This is a genomic window from Spongiactinospora rosea (genome assembly GCF_003315795.1).
Lineage (GTDB): Bacteria > Actinomycetota > Actinomycetes > Streptosporangiales > Streptosporangiaceae > Spongiactinospora > Spongiactinospora rosea.
The window spans coordinates 267,106-284,604 of sequence record NZ_QMEY01000003.1 but is presented as its reverse complement, the minus strand read 5'-3'; the positions used below and the strand labels follow the sequence as shown (position 1 = coordinate 284,604).

Annotated in this window: 22 protein-coding genes; 16 read left to right on the top strand and 6 right to left on the bottom strand. The window is 72.5% G+C overall.

Features of this window, described 5'->3' with window-relative positions; genetic code table 11:
- Positions 1–67: 67 nt before the first annotated feature.
- The 11 genes from DP939_RS09945 to selD all read left to right on the top strand — a co-directional run bounded on the left by DP939_RS09945 (position 68) and on the right by selD (position 7,706).
- On the top strand, positions 68–1,123 hold the full coding sequence (locus tag DP939_RS09945; RefSeq protein WP_113980337.1) for a FecCD family ABC transporter permease: 1,056 nt from the start codon (positions 68–70) through the stop codon (positions 1,121–1,123).
- Entirely contained in the window at positions 1,120–2,142 is a 1,023-nt protein-coding gene (locus DP939_RS09940; protein WP_113980336.1) for a FecCD family ABC transporter permease, read from the top strand. Before DP939_RS09945 ends, DP939_RS09940 begins: the two co-directional genes overlap by 4 nt.
- Positions 2,139–2,963, top strand: a complete 825-nt coding sequence (locus DP939_RS09935; RefSeq protein WP_225878139.1) for an ABC transporter ATP-binding protein — start codon at positions 2,139–2,141, stop codon at positions 2,961–2,963. Before DP939_RS09940 ends, DP939_RS09935 begins: the two co-directional genes overlap by 4 nt.
- 71 nt (positions 2,964–3,034) lie before the next feature.
- Positions 3,035–3,355 (top strand): GroES family chaperonin, encoded by a 321-nt coding sequence (locus tag DP939_RS09930; RefSeq protein WP_113980335.1) that lies wholly within the window; start codon positions 3,035–3,037, stop codon positions 3,353–3,355.
- Positions 3,356–3,512: 157 nt separating this feature from the next.
- Entirely contained in the window at positions 3,513–4,253 is a 741-nt protein-coding gene (locus tag DP939_RS09925; protein ID WP_147267944.1) for a hypothetical protein, read from the top strand.
- A gap of 79 nt (positions 4,254–4,332) precedes the next feature.
- Positions 4,333–4,863 carry a hypothetical protein gene (locus DP939_RS09920; RefSeq protein WP_113980333.1) on the top strand — a complete coding sequence of 177 codons (531 nt, stop codon included), beginning with the start codon at positions 4,333–4,335 and terminating at the stop codon, positions 4,861–4,863.
- On the top strand, positions 4,860–5,414 hold the full coding sequence (locus DP939_RS09915; protein WP_113980332.1) for a hypothetical protein: 555 nt from the start codon (positions 4,860–4,862) through the stop codon (positions 5,412–5,414). The genes DP939_RS09920 and DP939_RS09915 overlap by 4 nt, the downstream gene beginning before the upstream one ends.
- On the top strand, positions 5,402–5,575 hold the full coding sequence (locus tag DP939_RS46100) for a hypothetical protein (RefSeq protein WP_158578530.1): 174 nt from the start codon (positions 5,402–5,404) through the stop codon (positions 5,573–5,575). The genes DP939_RS09915 and DP939_RS46100 overlap by 13 nt, the downstream gene beginning before the upstream one ends.
- A 117-nt stretch (positions 5,576–5,692) precedes the next feature.
- Positions 5,693–6,160, top strand: a complete 468-nt coding sequence (locus tag DP939_RS09910) for a hypothetical protein (RefSeq protein WP_113980331.1) — start codon at positions 5,693–5,695, stop codon at positions 6,158–6,160.
- Between the two features lie 85 nt (positions 6,161–6,245).
- Positions 6,246–6,620, top strand: a complete 375-nt coding sequence (locus tag DP939_RS09905) for a hypothetical protein (protein WP_113980330.1) — start codon at positions 6,246–6,248, stop codon at positions 6,618–6,620.
- Between the two features lie 72 nt (positions 6,621–6,692).
- Complete coding sequence (gene selD, locus DP939_RS09900; RefSeq protein ID WP_113980329.1) at positions 6,693–7,706, top strand: selenide, water dikinase SelD; 1,014 nt, start codon at positions 6,693–6,695, stop codon at positions 7,704–7,706.
- On the opposite strand, the gene DP939_RS09895 is transcribed toward selD, so the two are convergent.
- The 5 genes from DP939_RS09895 to DP939_RS09875 are packed head-to-tail and all read right to left on the bottom strand — an operon-like array spanning position 7,691 to position 10,540.
- A complete protein-coding gene (locus DP939_RS09895) occupies positions 7,691–8,641 on the bottom strand; it encodes a hypothetical protein (protein WP_147267943.1) in 951 nt (316 codons plus the stop codon). The genes selD and DP939_RS09895 overlap by 16 nt on opposite strands.
- A 33-nt stretch (positions 8,642–8,674) precedes the next feature.
- Positions 8,675–9,178 carry a TIGR02611 family protein gene (locus DP939_RS09890; protein WP_225878138.1) on the bottom strand — a complete coding sequence of 168 codons (504 nt, stop codon included), beginning with the start codon at positions 9,176–9,178 and terminating at the stop codon, positions 8,675–8,677.
- 58 nt (positions 9,179–9,236) lie between these two features.
- Positions 9,237–10,025 (bottom strand): putative hydro-lyase, encoded by a 789-nt coding sequence (locus tag DP939_RS09885; RefSeq protein WP_113980326.1) that lies wholly within the window; start codon positions 10,023–10,025, stop codon positions 9,237–9,239.
- Between the two features lie 31 nt (positions 10,026–10,056).
- Positions 10,057–10,329 (bottom strand): hypothetical protein, encoded by a 273-nt coding sequence (locus DP939_RS09880; RefSeq protein ID WP_147267942.1) that lies wholly within the window; start codon positions 10,327–10,329, stop codon positions 10,057–10,059.
- Complete coding sequence (locus tag DP939_RS09875) at positions 10,322–10,540, bottom strand: DUF6158 family protein (protein WP_225878137.1); 219 nt, start codon at positions 10,538–10,540, stop codon at positions 10,322–10,324. Before DP939_RS09875 ends, DP939_RS09880 begins: the two co-directional genes overlap by 8 nt.
- Positions 10,541–10,609: 69 nt before the next feature.
- Here DP939_RS09875 and DP939_RS09870 point away from each other — a divergent pair, with 69 nt between their 5' ends.
- The 5 genes from DP939_RS09870 to DP939_RS09850 all read left to right on the top strand — a co-directional run bounded on the left by DP939_RS09870 (position 10,610) and on the right by DP939_RS09850 (position 16,913).
- Positions 10,610–11,656 (top strand): LLM class flavin-dependent oxidoreductase, encoded by a 1,047-nt coding sequence (locus DP939_RS09870; RefSeq protein ID WP_225878136.1) that lies wholly within the window; start codon positions 10,610–10,612, stop codon positions 11,654–11,656.
- A 99-nt stretch (positions 11,657–11,755) separates the two neighbouring features.
- The gene (locus DP939_RS09865; protein WP_113980323.1) at positions 11,756–12,727 is read left to right on the top strand and encodes a LysR family transcriptional regulator; all 972 of its coding nucleotides are present in this window, start codon (positions 11,756–11,758) and stop codon (positions 12,725–12,727) included.
- 743 nt (positions 12,728–13,470) lie between these two features.
- A complete protein-coding gene (locus DP939_RS09860) occupies positions 13,471–15,012 on the top strand; it encodes an aminotransferase class V-fold PLP-dependent enzyme (RefSeq protein ID WP_199565068.1) in 1,542 nt (513 codons plus the stop codon).
- 73 nt (positions 15,013–15,085) lie between these two features.
- Positions 15,086–15,583 (top strand): RidA family protein, encoded by a 498-nt coding sequence (locus DP939_RS09855; protein WP_113980321.1) that lies wholly within the window; start codon positions 15,086–15,088, stop codon positions 15,581–15,583.
- Positions 15,584–15,605: 22 nt separating this feature from the next.
- Positions 15,606–16,913 (top strand): amidohydrolase/deacetylase family metallohydrolase, encoded by a 1,308-nt coding sequence (locus DP939_RS09850; RefSeq protein ID WP_113980708.1) that lies wholly within the window; start codon positions 15,606–15,608, stop codon positions 16,911–16,913.
- 85 nt (positions 16,914–16,998) lie between these two features.
- On the opposite strand, the gene DP939_RS09845 is transcribed toward DP939_RS09850, so the two are convergent.
- The gene (locus tag DP939_RS09845; RefSeq protein ID WP_113980320.1) at positions 16,999–17,493 is read right to left on the bottom strand and encodes a beta-class carbonic anhydrase; all 495 of its coding nucleotides are present in this window, start codon (positions 17,491–17,493) and stop codon (positions 16,999–17,001) included.
- Positions 17,494–17,499 lie beyond the last annotated feature (6 nt).

Here is a 17,499-nt window from a genome sequence, read left to right as displayed (position 1 = left end):
GCTAACCTTCATTCAGTGCGCTTGAGGGTAGCCCGGCCTCGGCCGCACAGTGAAAGGAGGGGGTGGAGTGAGCCCGGCCACCCTGGCGGCGACCACACCTGAGACGTCCCGCCGAGTGCCGCGCAAGGCCAACACCGCACGGAGCATCGGCCTGGCCGCAGGAGTCGCGCTGCTGCTGCTCGTCGCGGTGCTCAGCCTGGTGCTGGGCGCACGGTCGATGCCGCTGGCCACCGTCGTCCAGGCGCTGACCGACCCCACCGGCTCCGCCGACCACGTCGTGATCCGTGAGCTCCGGGTGCCGCGCACCGTCCTCGGCATCGGCACGGGGGCCGCGCTCGGGCTGGCCGGGGCGCTGATGCAGAGCCTGACCCGCAACCCGCTCGCCGACCCGGGGCTGCTCGGCATCGGCCAGGGGGCGGCGTTCGGCGTGGTCATCGCGCTGGCCCTGCTCGGCTGGTCCAGCCCGGCGGTCTACGTCTGGTTCGCCTTCGCCGGGGCGGCGCTCGCCTTCGCCGCGGTCTACGCGCTGGGCTCGGCCGGCCGCAGCGGGACCAGCCCGGTACGGCTGGCCCTGGCGGGCGTGGCGATGGGCGCGGTGCTCACCGCGGCCTCCTCCGCCGTGCTCAGGATCGACACCGAGACCTACGACCGGATGCGCTTTTGGATGTCCGGCTCGCTGGCCGGGCAGGGCGGTGAGGTGGTCGCCCAGCTCGTGCCGTTCATGGCAGCGGGGGTGCTGCTCGGCGTACTGCTGGCCGGGCCGCTCAACGCGCTCGCGCTCGGCGACGACGCGGGCCGCGCCCTCGGCATGAGCGTCGGCCGCACCCGCCTGCTGGCCGCGGTGGCGATCACGCTGCTGTGCGGCTCGGCGACCGCGGCGATCGGCCCGGTCTTCTTCGTCGGCCTGGCGGTGCCGCACGCCGTACGCGCGCTGGTCGGCCCCGACCAGCGGTGGGTGCTGCCGTTCTCCGCGCTGCTCGCGCCCATCCTGCTGCTCGGCTCCGACATCGCCGGGCGGCTGATCGGGCGGCCGGGCGAGGTACAGGCCGGGATCGTGTGCGCGATCCTCGGAGCCCCCTTCTTCATCGCGCTGGTCCGCAAGGGGAGGCTCGCCGCGCTATGAGCCAAGGCATCTCCGCCCTGCGCGCCCGGCGGCTGTCCATCCGGCTGTCCCCACGCGGGATCATCGTCGCCGCGGGCCTGGTGGTCGCGGGCACGGTGGTCGCGGTGCTCGCCATCGCCACCGGCGACTTCCCGCTGCCGATCGGCGAGGTGGTGGCCACGCTGACCGGTGGCGGCACTCCGGCGAGCGAGTTCATCGTCGGCAACCTGCGCGCGCCGCGCGTGGTCACCGGGCTGCTGGTGGGGGCGGCGTTCGCGGTCAGCGGCGCGCTGTTCCAAAGCCTCACCCGCAACCCGCTGGGCAGCCCCGACTTCCTCGGCTTCACCTCCGGCGCGGCCACCGGGGCGATCATCGCGACGGTCGCCGGAGGGGCGACGGCGATGATCGCGGGCGGTGCGCTGGCCGGCAGCGCGCTCGCGGCGGTCTGCGTCTACGTCCTGGCCTACCGGCGCGGCGTGCACGGCTACCGGCTGGTCCTCGTGGGCATCGGCGTCAACGCCATCCTGCTCGCGGTCAACTCCTACCTGCTCACCCGCGCCAACATCAACGACGCGGCGACGGCCGCGGCCTGGCTGACCGGCAGCCTGGGCGGGCGCGGGTGGGAACACGCCGTGCCCGTCGCGCTCGCCCTGGCCGTGCTGCTGCCGCTGTGCGTGCCGCTGTCGCGGCCGATGCGGATGATGGAGATGGGCGACGACGCCGCCGCGGCGATGGGCATCAAGGTGCAGCGCGTACGCGGCTGCGCGATGGCCGTCGCGGTGATGCTGTGCGGCGTGGCGACGGCCGCGGCGGGCCCGGTGGCGTTCGTCGCGCTCACCGCGCCCCAGCTCGCCCGCCGACTGACCCGCTCCTCCGGCGTCACGCTGGTGGCGTCCGCGCTGATGGGCGCGGTGCTGCTGGTACTCGCCGACTTCGCGGCGCAGCGTGTGCTCGCGCCCGTCCAGCTCCCGGTCGGCGTGCTCACCGCCGCGCTCGGCGGTGGCTACCTGGTCCTGCTCCTGCGGAAGGAACGACGTTGAGCATCGATGGCACCGGCCCGCGCCTGCACGGCACCGACCTCACCCTCGGGTACGGCGAGCGTGAGATCGCCACCAACCTCCAGATCGCCATCCCCGACCGGTCCTTCACCGTGATCATCGGCCCCAACGCCTGCGGCAAGTCCACCACGCTGCGCGCCCTGGCCCGCATGCTCAAGCCGCGCACCGGGGCCGTCTACCTGGACGGCGGCGTGATCACCTCGCTGCCGTCGAAGGAGGTGGCCAGGCGGCTCGGGCTGCTGCCGCAGAGCTCGATCGTGCCCGACGGGATCACCGTCGCCGACCTGGTCTCCCGCGGGCGCTATCCGCACCAGCGGCTGATGCGCCAGTGGTCGCGCGAGGACGAGGCGGCGGTCAACGCCGCGATGGACGCCACGCACGTCTCCGACCTGGCCGACCGCCCGGTGGACGAGCTGTCCGGCGGACAGCGCCAGCGGGTGTGGCTGGCCATGGTGCTCGCCCAGGAGACGCCGATCCTGCTGCTTGACGAACCGACCACCTTCCTGGACATCGCCCACCAGATCGAGGTCCTGGACCTCTGCGCCGACCTGCACGAACAGGGCCGCACGCTGGTCGCCGTACTGCACGACCTGAACCAGGCGTGCCGCTACGCCACCCACCTGATCGTGATGCGCGACGGCCGGATCATCGCGGAGGGCGACCCCGCGCAGATCGTCACCGCCGACCTGGTGGCCGAGGTCTTCGACCTGCGCTGCGAGATCATCGAAGACCCGCAGAGCCGCACCCCGCTGATCGTCCCCGAGTCGCGCCGGCGTAGCCCCGCCCCCGCGGCGAGCGGCTGACCGGCGGCGTCGGATCCGGCCAAGAGAGCGCTTTCCGCAATTGTGGTCGCACAGATGCATAGACTTCCCCTGTGGCTGACCCGAAGTTCGAGATCCAGATGCTGCACGACCGCGTGATGATCAAGGCGGACGGCGAGACGGAAGAGCGCCGCAGCACCTCTGGAATCGTCATCCCCGCGACGGTGAAGATGGCCAACCGGCTCGCCTGGGGCGAGGTATGCGGGGTGGGGGTCAACGCGCGCTCGGTCAAGGTCGGCGACAAGGTGCTGTTCAACCCCGAAGAACAGTACGAGGTCGAGGTCCAGGGACAGCTCTACCTGGTGATGCGCGAGCGCGACCTGCACGCCGTGGCCACCCCGCAGACCGACCACGGCACCGGCCTGTACCTCTGAGCCCCGCCGCCTCGCGCCCAGGGTGCACCGGGTGCGGTTCAAGCGTTGACCATGTGGTGTGTCCTCGCCGGGGGCGACGCGGCCCGCGCGCATAGCCTGGCCGGGTTTCGTGACTTCGGTCGATGAAGGGCATGTTGAGGGGCATATGGTCGCGACGATGGCGCAGGCCGTCCTGCGGGCGGCGGACGGCGCGCGGGTGACGGTGGACCTGCCGGCGCAGGCGGGCGGGCTGGAATGGTACGGCCACACGCGGATGGCGGGGCCCGGCCTGCTGCGCGCTTATGACCTCGCGCCCGCCGGGCAGCACAAGGTGATCCCCGGCAAGATCCTGCCGGGGGCGCGGCGTGAGGTGCGCGGGCGCAAGGGGTACGACCTCGTGCTCTACGAGGCGGCGGACCGGTCGCGCAGTTGCCTGGTCTGGGCGGGCCCCTACAACGAGGCCACGACGTGGTTCGCCGGTCCCGCGCCGCGCTCTGCGGTCCTCGACTCGATCACGACATCGGTCCGCTTCCGCGACTCGCGTCAGGGGGCGACGCTGACGCCGCGCCGCGGCACCGGTCCGGGCGTACGCCAGTACGGCACGTTCGTGGTCGGCATGGGAGACCGGCTGGTGGTCATGATCCGGGACGCCCGCGCGGCCAGGGACGGCCTGCCGGAATGGCGCGGCGCCCGGCTCGGCGACGCCGAGGTGTGGAAGGAACGCCTCGACCTCGACCCGGCCACCCGCGCCGCCCTCGCAGGCACGCCGTTCGAGTGGCGCTACGTCTACGCCACCGGCACCGCCGCCTACACCGTCGTCTTCCCCACCCGCCCCGGCCGGGACGAGACCCGCGGCCTGGCCGCCGGCACCGTCGTGGACACCGTCCTCACCGGCATCCGAGTCCGGTGGTCCGATTGACCTCCGCGCCCCGCCCTCGCTCAGGCGGCGGGCCTCGCGCGAACATGTGCTCGCCCCTGACCGGTCGCCGAGGTGGGCGGTGAACGCCGGGACGGCGCTGGCGCTGTGCTCGATGGGGGTGTCGGCGTTCGCGGTGCTCGCCGTGGGGGCCGTCTATGCGCGGTTGCGGGGTCTGGAGCGGGCCGAGGGAAGCGGTGACGCCGTACGGCTCGCGCCCGCCCGGCTGGCGCCCGCCGAAGGGCGGTCGGTCTCGCTCGTCGTCCTGCTGGACGGCGGCTGCGCGCTGTGCCCCGCGCTGTGGCGGCAGGCGAGCGCGTTCACCGCCGGCCGGCCGGACGTCCGGCTGCTCGGCCTGGTGGCCGGGGAGGACGCCGCGCGACGCCTCGCCGACCCCGCCGCCGGCACGGGCACGGGCACCGGCGGGCCGCTGGCCGACCCCGGCGCGTGGGCCGAGATGTACGAGGGCTACACCCCCTGCCTCTACCTGGTCCATGCGAACGGCATCATCGCCCACCGGGCCTTCGTCTACGCCGACACCGACGTTCCCGCCCTCCTCTCGCGGGTCCTGCCCGCCCCAGCCGTACCAGCGAACCAAGGAGGACGCTCATGAGCACACAGGTCACCGACTCCATCCCGGAGATCGGCACGGGCACCGGACGGGAACCCAGCCAGGTCCGCGCGCTCATCGGCGGCCCGCCGATCTCGCGCGCCGCCCTGCTGCGCGGCCTGGCCGCCGCCGCCCTCGCGGCCACGCTCACGCCGTTCGACTGGTACCTGACCCGCCGCGCGGCCCGCGCCTCCCGGGGACCGTCCTCGGAGTGGCCTTCGGGCGACTGCAAGGACGCCTACCCGGAGGGGTACTCCGAAGCGGACGCGAACTGGTATTCCGGACCCGCCGCCTGCTACGGCGGCTGGCGGATCGGCTCCTACCCCTGCAACGACGCCAACTGGCACTTCGAGGGCTCCCGCTCCGACTCCGACGTCGGCGAGGAGTACACCGCGCACCGGACCGACTCCTTCTGCGGTTCCCGGGACACCAGAAGCGCCTGGCGCTGGACCGCGGACGGCGACCTCTACCGGTGTTCCGACGCGATGACCACCGTGACCTGGGGCGACGGCACCCGCTACCGGGGCCTGACCATCGCCATGTGCGAACTGTGACCGCGGGTACGGCCGCGCGGCGAGCGATGCTGCGCCCGGAGGCGCTGGCCGTGCCGATCGCGGGCGGAGCGTGGGCGCTCGCCGGGCTGGACGCGCCCGTCCTGGTCATGTTCCTGTGGGCGGGGCTCAACGCCGGGTACGCCAACTCGGGCAGTACGTGAAGCCACAACTCGGCGTTCCTGCTGAGCGCGCCGGTCTGGCGCGGACGCACCGCCCTGGCCTGCTTCGGCCTCGGGCTCCTGGCCGGCGCGTGGAGCGTCGCCGCCTGCGCCGCCGCCGTGGGCGGGGTGCTCCAGGCATTGCTGCCGGGCCCGCTGCGGCCCGCCCTCCTCGTGCCCGCCGCGGTGGCGGTGCTGTTCCGCGAGGCGGGGGTGCTGCGGTTCGCCGTGCCGGAGAACCGGCGGCTGGTACCCGAGCACGTGGTGCTGCGCGGGCGGGTGGCGGGGGCGCTGCAGTTCGGGTTCGAGATGGGCACCGGGATGCGGACCTACTCCCCCTCGGCGCTCCCCCACCTGCTGCTGGCCGCGCTGCTGCTCGCCGTCCCCCCCGTGGGCGCGCTCGCCGCCGCGACCGGCTTCGCGGCGGCCCGCTGGACCGCCGCGGCCGCCACCGTCGCCCACGACGGCCCCACCCCCGGCGGCGACGGAACCTGGAACGCCCGCTGGCGAGCCGCCCACCGCCCCCTCGCCTTCGCGACCGCCCTGGCCACAGTGATCGCCCTCGCCTGCGGCATCGGCGGCCGATGAACGAAGGGACGCGGCCGGCGATGGTCCACGGCAGGGCCGAGGGCACGCGGCGGCCTGCGGAATCGGAGACAGGCGGGGGCGCGCGGTGGCCGGTCGCTCGCGCGTCGGCCTGCGGGTGGTGACCTCGATGGGGGACGTGGCGCGGCTGGTGGTGGTGCACGATGCCGGGTGCGGGGGGTGTTCGGTGATCGCGGGGCGGCTGGCGGCGGTGCTGGCCGTGCCCGTCGTGGTGCGGTCGTGCCGGGACCCCGGGCTGGCCGCCGAGTACCCCGTGCCGCCCCGGGCCGGGTGCGGGGCGCCGCTCGCCGTGGCGGTCGACGGGAACGGGCGGATGCGGGTCTGGCGCGGGCTCGCGCTGCCGCTGCGGATGGCGGGACTGGTCGCGCCCGGCCGCCGGGGCGCGGCCGTTCGCCTGGCCCTGCATGCGCTGGGGCAGCACCTGCGGCGCAAGGTCCGTTGAGCCCCGCGTGGTGCGGCGCGCGGCGGGGTACGAACCGGCCCGTGGCTCGTCCCCCGCGAAAGGGAGGTACCGATGCTCCGTTTGACGCACTACGCCCTGGGCGGCGGCTGCGCCTGCAAGATCCCGGCCGGTGAGCTCGAAGCCGTGCTGGCCGGGCTGACCGGGCTGACCGTGGGGGCGCCGCAGGGCGACCTGCTGGTGGGCCTGGACACCGGCGACGACGCCGCCGTGGTGCGGATCTCCGCGGGCCAGGCCGTGGTGAGCACCGCCGACTTCTTCACGCCGGTCGTGGACGACCCCTACGACTGGGGGCGCATCGCCGCCGCCAACGCGCTGTCCGACGTGTACGCGATGGGCGGCCGCCCCCTCGTCGCCCTGAACCTGCTGTGCTGGCCGCGCGAGGGCCTGTCCTACGACGTCGCGGGCGAGGTGCTGCGCGGCGGGGCCGACATCGCCGCCAAGGCGGGCTGCCACCTGGCGGGCGGCCACAGCGTGCACGGCCCCGAGCCGCTGTACGGCATGGCCGTCACCGGCATGGCCGACCCCGATCGCCTGATGCGCAACGACGCCGGACGCCCGGGTCTGCCGCTGTCCCTGACCAAGCCGATCGGCTCCGGCGTGCTGAACAACCGGCACAAGGCGACCGGCGAGACCTTCCCCCAGGCGGTGGAGGTGATGACCGCGCTCAACGCCGACGCCGCCGCCCTCGCGACGGACGCCGGCGTGCGCTGCGCCACCGACGTGACCGGCTTCGGGCTGCTCGGCCACCTGTACAAGCTGGCCCGCGCCTCGGGCGTCACCGCCGAACTCGACGCCGCCGCCGTACCGGTCATCGAGGGGGCCTGGGAGGCGATCCGCGACGGCTACGTGCCCGGCGGGTCGCGGCGCAATCTGGAGTGGGTGGCGCCGCACCTCGACCCGGGCGACGCCGGCGAGCACACGCTGCTGCTGCTCGCCGACGCCCAGACCTCAGGCGGGCTGCTCATCGCCGGGGAGATCCCCGGCGCGCCGGTCATCGGCCGGCTGACGCCGCGCGGCGACCATCCGGTCGTGATCCGCGGTACGGCGGCTCACCTGCGCGTGTAGGAGAGGTAGACGTCGTCCTTCTTCCACGCGGCGGAGGTGATGTCGGCGAGCACCCGGGTGGTCTTGCCGTTCAGGTCGGTGACGACCGACCGGTAGGCCCCGTCGTTCTTGTACACCATCATGAGGTGGGACTCGTCCCACCAGCCCCACAGGTGCTCCGGGTCCACCGCGAGCCGCTTGACGACCTTGCCGCTGCGGCGGTCGGCCACGCACACCGGCTCCCGGTACCTCTTCGGGCACCAGGTCAGCAGCCGCTTGCCGGAGGGGGAGAACACGTCGTCACCGGACGCGGTGACGCCCACGTCGAGGGTGCGGCGCGGCTTGCCGTCGAGCCCGTACTCCAGGATCTTCTTGTCCTGCACGATGTACACGCCGCGCGCGTCGGGGCTCCACTCGAAGCTGTGGTCCTTGAGCGGCTTGGGCAGCCTGACCTCGCTGTGCGTGCCCGCCGCGACGTCGATCACGGAGAAGCCGTGGGTGTACCACACCTTGCCGGACTTCCGCTGCGTCGTGCCGAGGATCTTGCGCCCGTCGCGGGACCAGTAGAGCGCCGCGGTGATGAAGGGGTCCTTGACGGTCTTGATGAACTTGGCCGTCCCGGCCGCCCGGTCGATGATGACGACCTGGTCGTAGCCGCTGCTCGCGTACTTGTCGCGCAGTCCGGCCGCCCGCGCGCCGCCGGGCGAGACCGTGATCTCGGTGTAGCCGGTCTTCTTGGTGAACCTGTCGCCGCCCTTGTCCCGCAGGTAGACGTCGTCGCCCACGGTGTAGGCGGTGACCAGCAGGCGGTCGGTGGACTTCTCGTGCAGGACGACTCCCGTGCCGGGGAGCTCGACCTCCGTGTCTGCGGCGGTCTGGGCCACCGCGGCGGGGGTCAGCGACGCGGACAACGCCAGGCAACCCGCCACCACGCCAGTACGGTTCGATAATCTCACGCGGGCATCCTAAGCCCCACGAGCGACGAATCCTTAAGCCATTCCCAAATAGGACAATGCCATCCGGACGACATCAATCCCAAAGCCGACTTTCAGCCCCAGCCAGACGATGGCCCCGGCGGCGACCAGGGTGACCGCGAGGACGAGGATGCGGACGGTCCAGCCCTGCCGCTTGAGCCAGTCGGTCCACGCGGCGAGCGTGCGCTTGCCGAACTGCAGCACCCGATGCGCCCAGACGAACTCGGTGGCCAGTAGCGCGAAACCGGCGAAGACCACCAGCCAGCCCGGCCCCGGGAAGGGCACCATGATCAGGCCGCCGATCACCAGGACCGCCCCGGCCACGCCGACACCGATCTTCAGCGCCAGGCTCCCGCCGGGCGTGGCCCGGATGCCCTCGCGCCAGCCGCGCAGCCCGGAACGCCGGGCGGCGTCCTCCTTCACGGCGTCGGCGTCGCCGACCTCCACGCCCGCCCGCGGCCCGGGCGTGGTCGCCGGACCGCCCGGCGTCTCCCGAGCATCGCCGCCTGAGACCGCCACCTGACCCCCTCATAATGTCCTGTCACTCAACAATATTGGGAGTGGCCGGATCAGCCGGTCAGGGGACCAGGAAGCGGTGGTCCCGGACGTCGGTGACGGCCATGTGGCCGGGCAGGTGCCCGATCGCGAACGGCACCCCGCTCGCCATCACCGCCGCCTGCGGGGTCACCCCGCACGCCCAGAACAGCGGGATCTCACCGGGCCGCACCTCCACCGGATCGCCGAAGTCGGGCCGGGCGAGGTCGGCCACCCCGATCTCCGCGGGGTCGCCCACATGCACCGGGGCGCCGTGCACCGCCGGGTAGCGCGCGGTGATCCGGACCGCCTCGGCCACCAGCGGCGCGGGCACCGGCCGCATCGACACCACCAGGGGCCCGGCCAGCGCCCCCGCGGGGCGGCACTTCACCGAGGTGAGGTACATCGGCACGTTCGTGCCGGCCTCCAGGTGCCGTACCGGGACGCCCGCCTGGACCAGCGCGTCCTCGAAGGTGAAGCTGCACCCGATCAGGAAGGCCACCAGGTCGTCCCGCCACAGGCCGGTCACCTCGGCCGCGTCGGCGACCGGCTCACCGTTCTCGTAGACGCGGTAGCCGGGCAGGTCGGTGCGCAGGTCGCCACCGAAGATCTCGGTGCGGAAGGCCCCCGGGTCGCCCACGTCGAGCACCGGGCAGGCCGCGGGATTGCGCTGCCCGAACAGCAGCAGGTCGTAGGCGAGGGAGCGGGGCACGGCGAGCAGGTTGGCCTGCGTCCAGCCGCGGCACCATCCGGCGGTGGGCGTGCGCAACCCGCCCCGGAACAGCTCGCGTGCCCTGGCGGGCGCGAGGGCGCCGGGGTCGGCAGGGGTCATCGATCCTCCCGGGGGGCAGGGGGACGGAAACTCAGTATTCGAGGCCCCAGTCGTGCGGGCCCAGGGCGAAGCCCTCGCCCTTCTGGTTCAGCCAGCCGTTCTCCACCAGCCGGACCAGGCGCTGACGCACCTCGTGCTCGGGCTGGCCGGTCATCTGGGCCACGTCGGGCACGTGGGCGATCCGGCCGTCCACCGCGAGCGAGCAGACCGCCTCGTACACGGTGGTCTCGGCGTCGGTGAGCGCCTGGACGTCATGCAGGCTTCTCGGCGGCGAATGCGATGAATGCGGCGCATGTCTAGACACGTTGTCGCGCTCCTTCCCTCAGGCGTTCCGGGTCGATCTCCCGCTCGGGGTGGCGGCGCAGGTACTCCGCCTCCAGCTCCCTGGTGCGGACGGTGTGGTTGTCGAGGGCGTCGTCGGATCCGTGCCGCAGGGTCTCGGTGCGCGTCACGTGGACGTGGCGCAGCTCGCGAAGCAGGTCTTCTTCCGGGAGTACCCGAGGATCTATACCCATTGTCATACTTACCGCTTACCCACCAGAGACCCCGCGTCACCTGGAATAGGGCCGGGCATGCTCTGGGTTGTGCCCGACGTGAGCGACGAGATCAGGGGCATCGCCAAGGGCGATGCCGAAGTTCCGCTGTCGGTGCTGGACCTCGCGACCGTGAGCACCGGCCACACCCCCGCCGACGCGCTGCGCACGAGCACCGAGCTGGCGCGCAAGGCGGAGGCGTGGGGTTACCACCGGCTGTGGGTGGCCGAGCACCATGGCATGCCGGGTGTCGCGAGTTCCTCCCCGGCGGTGCTCATCGCCCACCTGGCGGCGCACACCAGCTCCATCCGGCTCGGTTCGGGCGGGGTGATGCTGCCCAACCACGCTCCGCTGATCATCGCCGAGCAGTTCGGCATGCTGCACGCGCTGCACCCCGGCCGCATCGACCTGGGCCTCGGCCGCGCCCCGGGCACCGACGGGGCGACCGCGGCGGCGCTGCGCCGCGGCGACGCCGACCGGTTCCCGCAGGAGGTCGGCGAGCTGGTGTCGTTCATGGACGGCTCCTTCGAGCCCGGCCACCGCTTCGAGCGCATCCTGGCCGTGCCGCGCGACCCCGCGGGCCGCCCGCCGGTCTGGCTGCTCGGCTCCAGCGGGTTCAGCGCGCAGCTCGCGGGCCTGCTCGGGCTGCCGTTCGCGTTCGCCCACCACTTCAGCGCCGCCAACACCGAGCCCGCGCTGGCCCTGTACCGCTCGGCGTTCCAGCCTTCGGCGGTGCTGGACCGGCCGTACGCGATGATCGGGGTGGGCGCGATCGCCGCCGACACCGCCCAGGAGGCGCACCGGCTGGCGCGCACCGGGGGCCTGGCCATGCTGCGGCTGCGCCGCGGCACGCCCTCGCCGGTGCCCACACCGGAGGAGGCCGAGAACCACCCCTACTCCATGGTCGAGGAGGAGTTCCTGGACTCCTGGCTGTCCAATGTCGTGTACGGCGAGCCGGACGCCGTCCGGGCCGGGCTGTCGGAGCTGCGCGAGCGGACCGGCGTGGACGAGCTGATGATCACGGCGACGATGTACGGCGGCGAGAATCGCATCCGCTCGTATGAGTTGATCGCCAAAGCGTACAAGATGACCGATTAACGGGGTTAAGCCGGATTTAGGAACGGTCCGACTCAGATTCGTCAAACTTCGTGACATTTTCTCATTGGCAGGGGGACGTCCGGGCCATACCGTTCGGCTATGGATCTGGAGCTCCGCCACCTCAGGATAGTTCGTGCCGTCGCGGAAGCAGGCAGCGTATCCAAGGCCGCAACCGTGCTCGGCCTGGCCCAACCCGCCCTGACCGCCCAGCTCAAGCGCATCGAGCGCGCGCTCGGGGGCGCCCTGTTCGAGCGTGACCACACCGGGGCGCGCCCCACCGCGCTCGGAGAGCTGGTGCTCACCCGTGCCAGGGTGCTGCTGCCGGCCGCCCGCCAGCTACAGGAGGAGGCCGCCCGGTTCGCGAGGTTCGCCGACAACGCCGACGGTGAACAGCAGCGCTACCGCATCGGCGCGACCAACAGCCCCATCCTGGGCGGTCTGGTGGACCGGCTGGCCGCGGCCCATCCCAACGCCAGCGTCAGCACCCACACCTCCTGGTCGGCCAACGAGCTGTCGGAGATGCTGATGCTGGGCAGGCTCGACTTCGCCGCTGTCGGCGTCTGCGGGGACAGTTCTCCGCCGTCCGGCGAGAATCTGTCCTGGCGGTCGGTGGCGCTGGACGCGGTGTGCATCCTGCTCGGCGAGAACCACCCGCTGGCGGGCGAGCCGGAGGTCGAACTCGGCGCGCTCGCCCAGGAGAACTGGGCGGTCACGCCGGGGGACGGCTGCTTCGCCGACTGCTTCGCCGCGGCCTGCGCACGGGCCGGTTTCACCCCCCGCACGATCTACGAGACCGACGTGGCGACCTGCGTCCACCTGGCCCAGCTCGGCCGGGCCGTGGCGCTGTGCCAGGCGACGTTCCGGCTGACGCCGGGGGTCACCCTGCTGCCCATCGCGGGCGCGCCGCTGCGCTGGCGGCAGGTCCTCGGCTGGCACCCGGAGTCACCGGCCGCGGAGGCCGCCCCGGCCCTCGTGGTGCACGCCAAGGCCGCTCACATGGACGCGGTACGCCGCAGCCAGCGTTATCTGAACTGGCTCGGCGCCCACCCCGGATTCGGGACCGTGCCCTAGCCCATAATCCAAGCCCATAACATCCAGCCCTCATGGCCATAACATCTATCACCCCGGTGCATATCACGGCGTTATGGAAAACGCCCCCTGCACGGTGGGCGATTCACCCTGCCCAGAAACAGTTCGTTCATCCCCGGCGCGGTGAGCGCCCCGGTACCGCTCCCCCGCGCGGGCGGCGCCCACGACGGCCCGGCCCCGGCCGTCATACCGGCGCGGGCGCGAGGCGGAGCGCCGTCCGCCCCGCGCGGGCATCACTCGGGCCGTGACTCCGTAATGACATCGGTTTTCCATGCAAGTACCGGCGTTACGGATGCACGCTACGTAGCCGGGCCGGGCCCGGCCCGCGCAATGCCCCACAGGGGGGCGAACAGCCCTTAACTGGAGTTATCTGTATAGTTAGGGCGCGATCCGATCGGATCGGTTGTGCCGCGACGCAGAACACGCCGACCGGCCGTTCTCCGGCCGCCAGGTGCAGCCCCCGCCCACCGGTGAGGAGGCCCTGGCGCGCTCATTACCCCATCTACCAGGGCAAATCCGCACCTCAGCCCCCTGACCGCCGATTCTTCACCCGGCGGATGCGCGCCGTTCATTCGCCCCGCGAATACGGTCATCAGAAAAACGCGCTTAACACCCGTCCCCCACCTTCGTACCGTTGGGCTGCCCGACGATATACGAAGTGCCTGGGGGCCATGGTGCGTGCTGACGCTCTGTCTCGTCGTAATATCCTCCGAAGCAGCGCGGGAGTGGGCGGCGCCCTCGCGCTGGGTCCGTTACTGAGCCCCGCCGCCGAAGCCGCCGCCGCCGCGCACGCCGTACCCACCGGAGCCGCGGGCGCCGCCGCCAAGGACATCTACCGGGCCATCGGCGTGCGCCCGCTGATCAACGCGCGCGGCACGTTCACCATCCTCAGCGGCTCGCTGATGCTGCCCCAGGTGCGGGAGGCGATCGACCAGGCGTCCCGGCAGTACGTCCACCTGGACGAGCTGGCCGACGCCGTGGGCAGGCGCCTGGCCGAGCTGACCAAGGCGGAGTTCGGGCTGGTCAGCTCGGGCTGCGCGGCCGGTCTGACGCACGCCACCGCGGCCTGCGTCGCGGGCGGCAACCCCGACCTGCACGTGCGCATCCCCGACCTCACCGGCTTCCAGAAGACCGAGGTGATCATCCCCAAGCACTCCCGCAACGTCTACGAGGCGGCGATCAGCGCGGTCGGGGTGAAGGTCGTGGAGGTCTCCACCCGCCAGGAGCTGGAGGCGGCGATCGGGCCGCAGACCGCGCTGGTCTACATCATGGCCGGGCCGCGCGTGGACAAGAGCGAGCTGAACACCAAGGTCATCGCCGAGGTGGCCAAGCCGCGCGGCGTGCCGGTCCTGGTGGACGCGGCGGCGGAGATCCTGACCATCCCCAACGTCCACCTGGGCTACGGCGCCGACCTGGTCGCCTACAGCGGCGGCAAGGCCATCCGCGGCCCGCAGTCGGCCGGGCTGCTGCTCGGCCGCGAGGACCTGGTCCGGGCGGCCTGGGTGCACAGCGCCCCGCACCACGGCTTCGCCCGCGGCTTCAAGGTCGGCAAGGAAGAGGCCATGGGCATGCTCATGGCCGTGGAGACGTGGGTGCGGCGCGACCACGACGCCGAGTACGCCCGCTGGGAGTCCTGGCTGCGCTACATCGCCCGCCGGGTCTCCTCCGTCAAGGGCGTGACCACGGAGGTCGTGCAGCCCGAGGGCCTGTCCAACCGGACGCCGTCGCTGCGCATCCTGTGGGAGGAGCAGCGGCTCGGCGTGTCCGGCAAGACCGTGATGGACACCCTCTACGACGACGAGCCGCGGATCGCGCTGAACCAGACCGGCGGCGGAGGCAAGACCGGCGTGTCGATCACGCCGTACATGCTCTCCCCCGGCGACGAGAAGGTCATCGCGCGGCGGCTGGTGGAGCTGCTGCGCGACCCGCCCGCCCCGCCGGAGCCGCCGAAGCCGCCCGCGGTCCAGGTCGGCGGCACCTGGGCGGTGAAGATCCAGTACCTGGCCGGCAGCTCCACCGCGCACCGGCTGCAACTCACCCAGAGCGGCGAGAAGGTGACCGGCTCCCACACCGGGGAGTTCGTCACCCGGGACCTGACCGGCACCGTGAGCGGCGACACCGTACGGCTGCGCAGCGTCTACCCCGAGTCGCACGGCGACGCCCTCGACTTCACCTTCACCGGCACCGTGGCGGGCGGCGCCATGCGCGGCGACCTCGACATGGGCGAGTACCTCAAGGCCACCTGGACGGCCACCCGTGCGGGCTGACCCCTCAGTCCCGAAGACCCCCCGAACCCCCCGAACCCCAGCACGCCCGAGCGGCGTGGAAGAAGGAGGAAGCGTGACCTCGAACCGCCGGGACTTCATGCGCAGCGCGCCGGCCGTGGCCGCGGTCGCCGCCGTGCCGGTCCTCGCCACCGCCACCGCCGCCGCGGCCGACGACGTGGAGGCGGCCGGCCACGGGAAGGGCCGCAAACCGCGCAAGGAGGTCCACTGGCCGGGCGGCCAGCCGCCGAAGGACCCGCTGTTCAGCCCGGTCGTCACGTACGGCGACCTGGTGTTCCTCTCCGGGATCGGCGCGCACTTCCCCGGTGACATCCGCGCGCACACCGACCATGTGCTGAAGGAGCTGAAGCGCAACCTCGAAGCGGTCGGCTCCTCCATGGAGAAGGTCCTCAAGGTGAACGTCTACCTGAACGACCTCGCCGACTACGACGGCATGAACGAGGTGTTCAAGGGCCGGTTCGGCGCCCAGCCGGGCGTGCGCACCACCATCGCCGCCAAGTCCGGCATCCCCGGCGACTCGCTCGTCGAGATCGACTGCATCGCGGTCAGATGAGCCTGGACGGGATGAGATGGGCATGAGATCACGATCGCGCAAACCGGGGTCCCTCCTCGGCCGGGCCGTGCTTCCGGCGGTCCTCACCCTGGTCGCCGGTACGGCGGGTGCGGCCCCGGCCGCGCACGCCGAGGCCGCCTACGACCTCGTGATCCGGCAGGGTCACGTGATCGACCCCAAGAACGGGATCGACGCGGTCACGGACGTCGCCGTCAAGGACGGCAAGATCGCCAAGGTCGGGGCGGGCATCGACCCGGCCCAGGCGGCGCGGACCGTGGACGCCTCGGGCAAGTACGTCACGCCCGGCATCATCGACCTGCACGCCCACCTGTTCACCGGCAGGAACGACGCCTACGCGGCGGGCGTGCTGGCCGTCGCCCCGGACGGCTTCACCTTCCGGTCGGGGGTGACCACCGCGGTGGACACCGGTTCCGCGGGCTGGAAGAACTTCGGCGAGTTCAAGAAGTACGTGATCGACAAGTCCAAGACCCGGGTGCTGGCCTTCCTCAACATCGTCGGCAGGGGGATGGCCGGCGGGAGGTACGAACAGGACCTGAGCGACATGCGGGCCGGGCCCGCGGCCCGGACGGCGAAGAAGTACCCGGGCGTGATCGTCGGCATCAAGACCGCCCACTACGAGGGCATGGACTGGAAGCCGGTGGAGCGCTCGGTGAGTGCCGGGGAGCAGGCGAACATCCCGGTGATGGTGGACTTCGGGAGCAATCGCCCGGAACGTCCGCTGGCGCAGTTGCTCACCGAGAAGCTGCGGCCGGGTGACATCTACACCCACGCCTACTCCGGCAACCGCGGCGAACTCGGCCAGGACGGCAAGCTCAACCCGGGCATGTGGGCCGGGCGCAAGCGCGGCGTGCTGTTCGACGTCGGGCACGGCGGCGGCAGCTTCGCCTGGAAGGTCGCCGTGCCGGGCATGAAGGAGGGCTTCACCCCGGACACCCTCTCCACCGACCTGCACGTGACCAGCATGAACTCCGGCATGAAGGACATGGCCAACGTCATGTCGAAGTTCCTCGTCCTCGGCATGCCGCTCAAGGACGTGGTGGCGGCCTCCACCTGGAAGTCCGCCCAGTCGGTCAAGCGCGCCGACCTCGGTCACCTGTCCGTGGGGGCGCCCGCCGACATCGCGGTCTTCAACCTGGACAAGGGCGCGTTCGGCTACACCGACAGCTTCGGGTTCAAGCTCGCCGGAGACCAGAAGCTCACCTGTGAGCTGACGGTCCGCGCGGGCGAGGTGGTCTGGGACCTGAACGGGATGACCGCCAAGCCGTGGGCCCCCGGCCTGGGCGGCGGCGGAGAGGAGCAGGAGCACTGAACCGGCTCCCTCGGGAGCGTTCCGGCGGCGCGGGCGCCGGGGGCTGGTCCCCCGGCGTCCGCGCCGCCTTTCGCGACGGCCCGCTTCAGGGCTTGACCTCGCGCAGCCGGCCGGTCTCCACCTCGTAGACGAACCCGCGCACCTGGTCGGTGTGCGGAATGAAGGGGTCGCCCTTGATCCTGGCGATCGACTGCCGGACGTCCTCCTCCAGGTCGCTGAACGCCTCGGCGGCCCAGTCCGGCCGGATCCCGGTCTCGGTCTGGATGCCCGCCTTGAACGCGTCGTCGGTGAAGGTGAGCATGCCGCAGTCGGTGTGGTGGATCAGGATGATCTCCACGGTGCCCAGCAGCCGCTGGCTGATGGCCAGGCTGCGGCGGGCGTCGGCGGTGACCGCGCCGCCCGCGTTGCGGATCACGTGCGCGTCGCCCTCGCGCAGGCCGAGCACGGCGTAGGGGTCGAGCCTGGCGTCCATGCAGGCGACCACGGCCAGCCGCTTGGCGGGGGGCAGCCGCAGGTCGCCCAGGGCGAAGGCGGCGGCGTAGCGCTCGGCGTTGGCCAGTACCTCGTCGGTGACGCTCATCGGGTT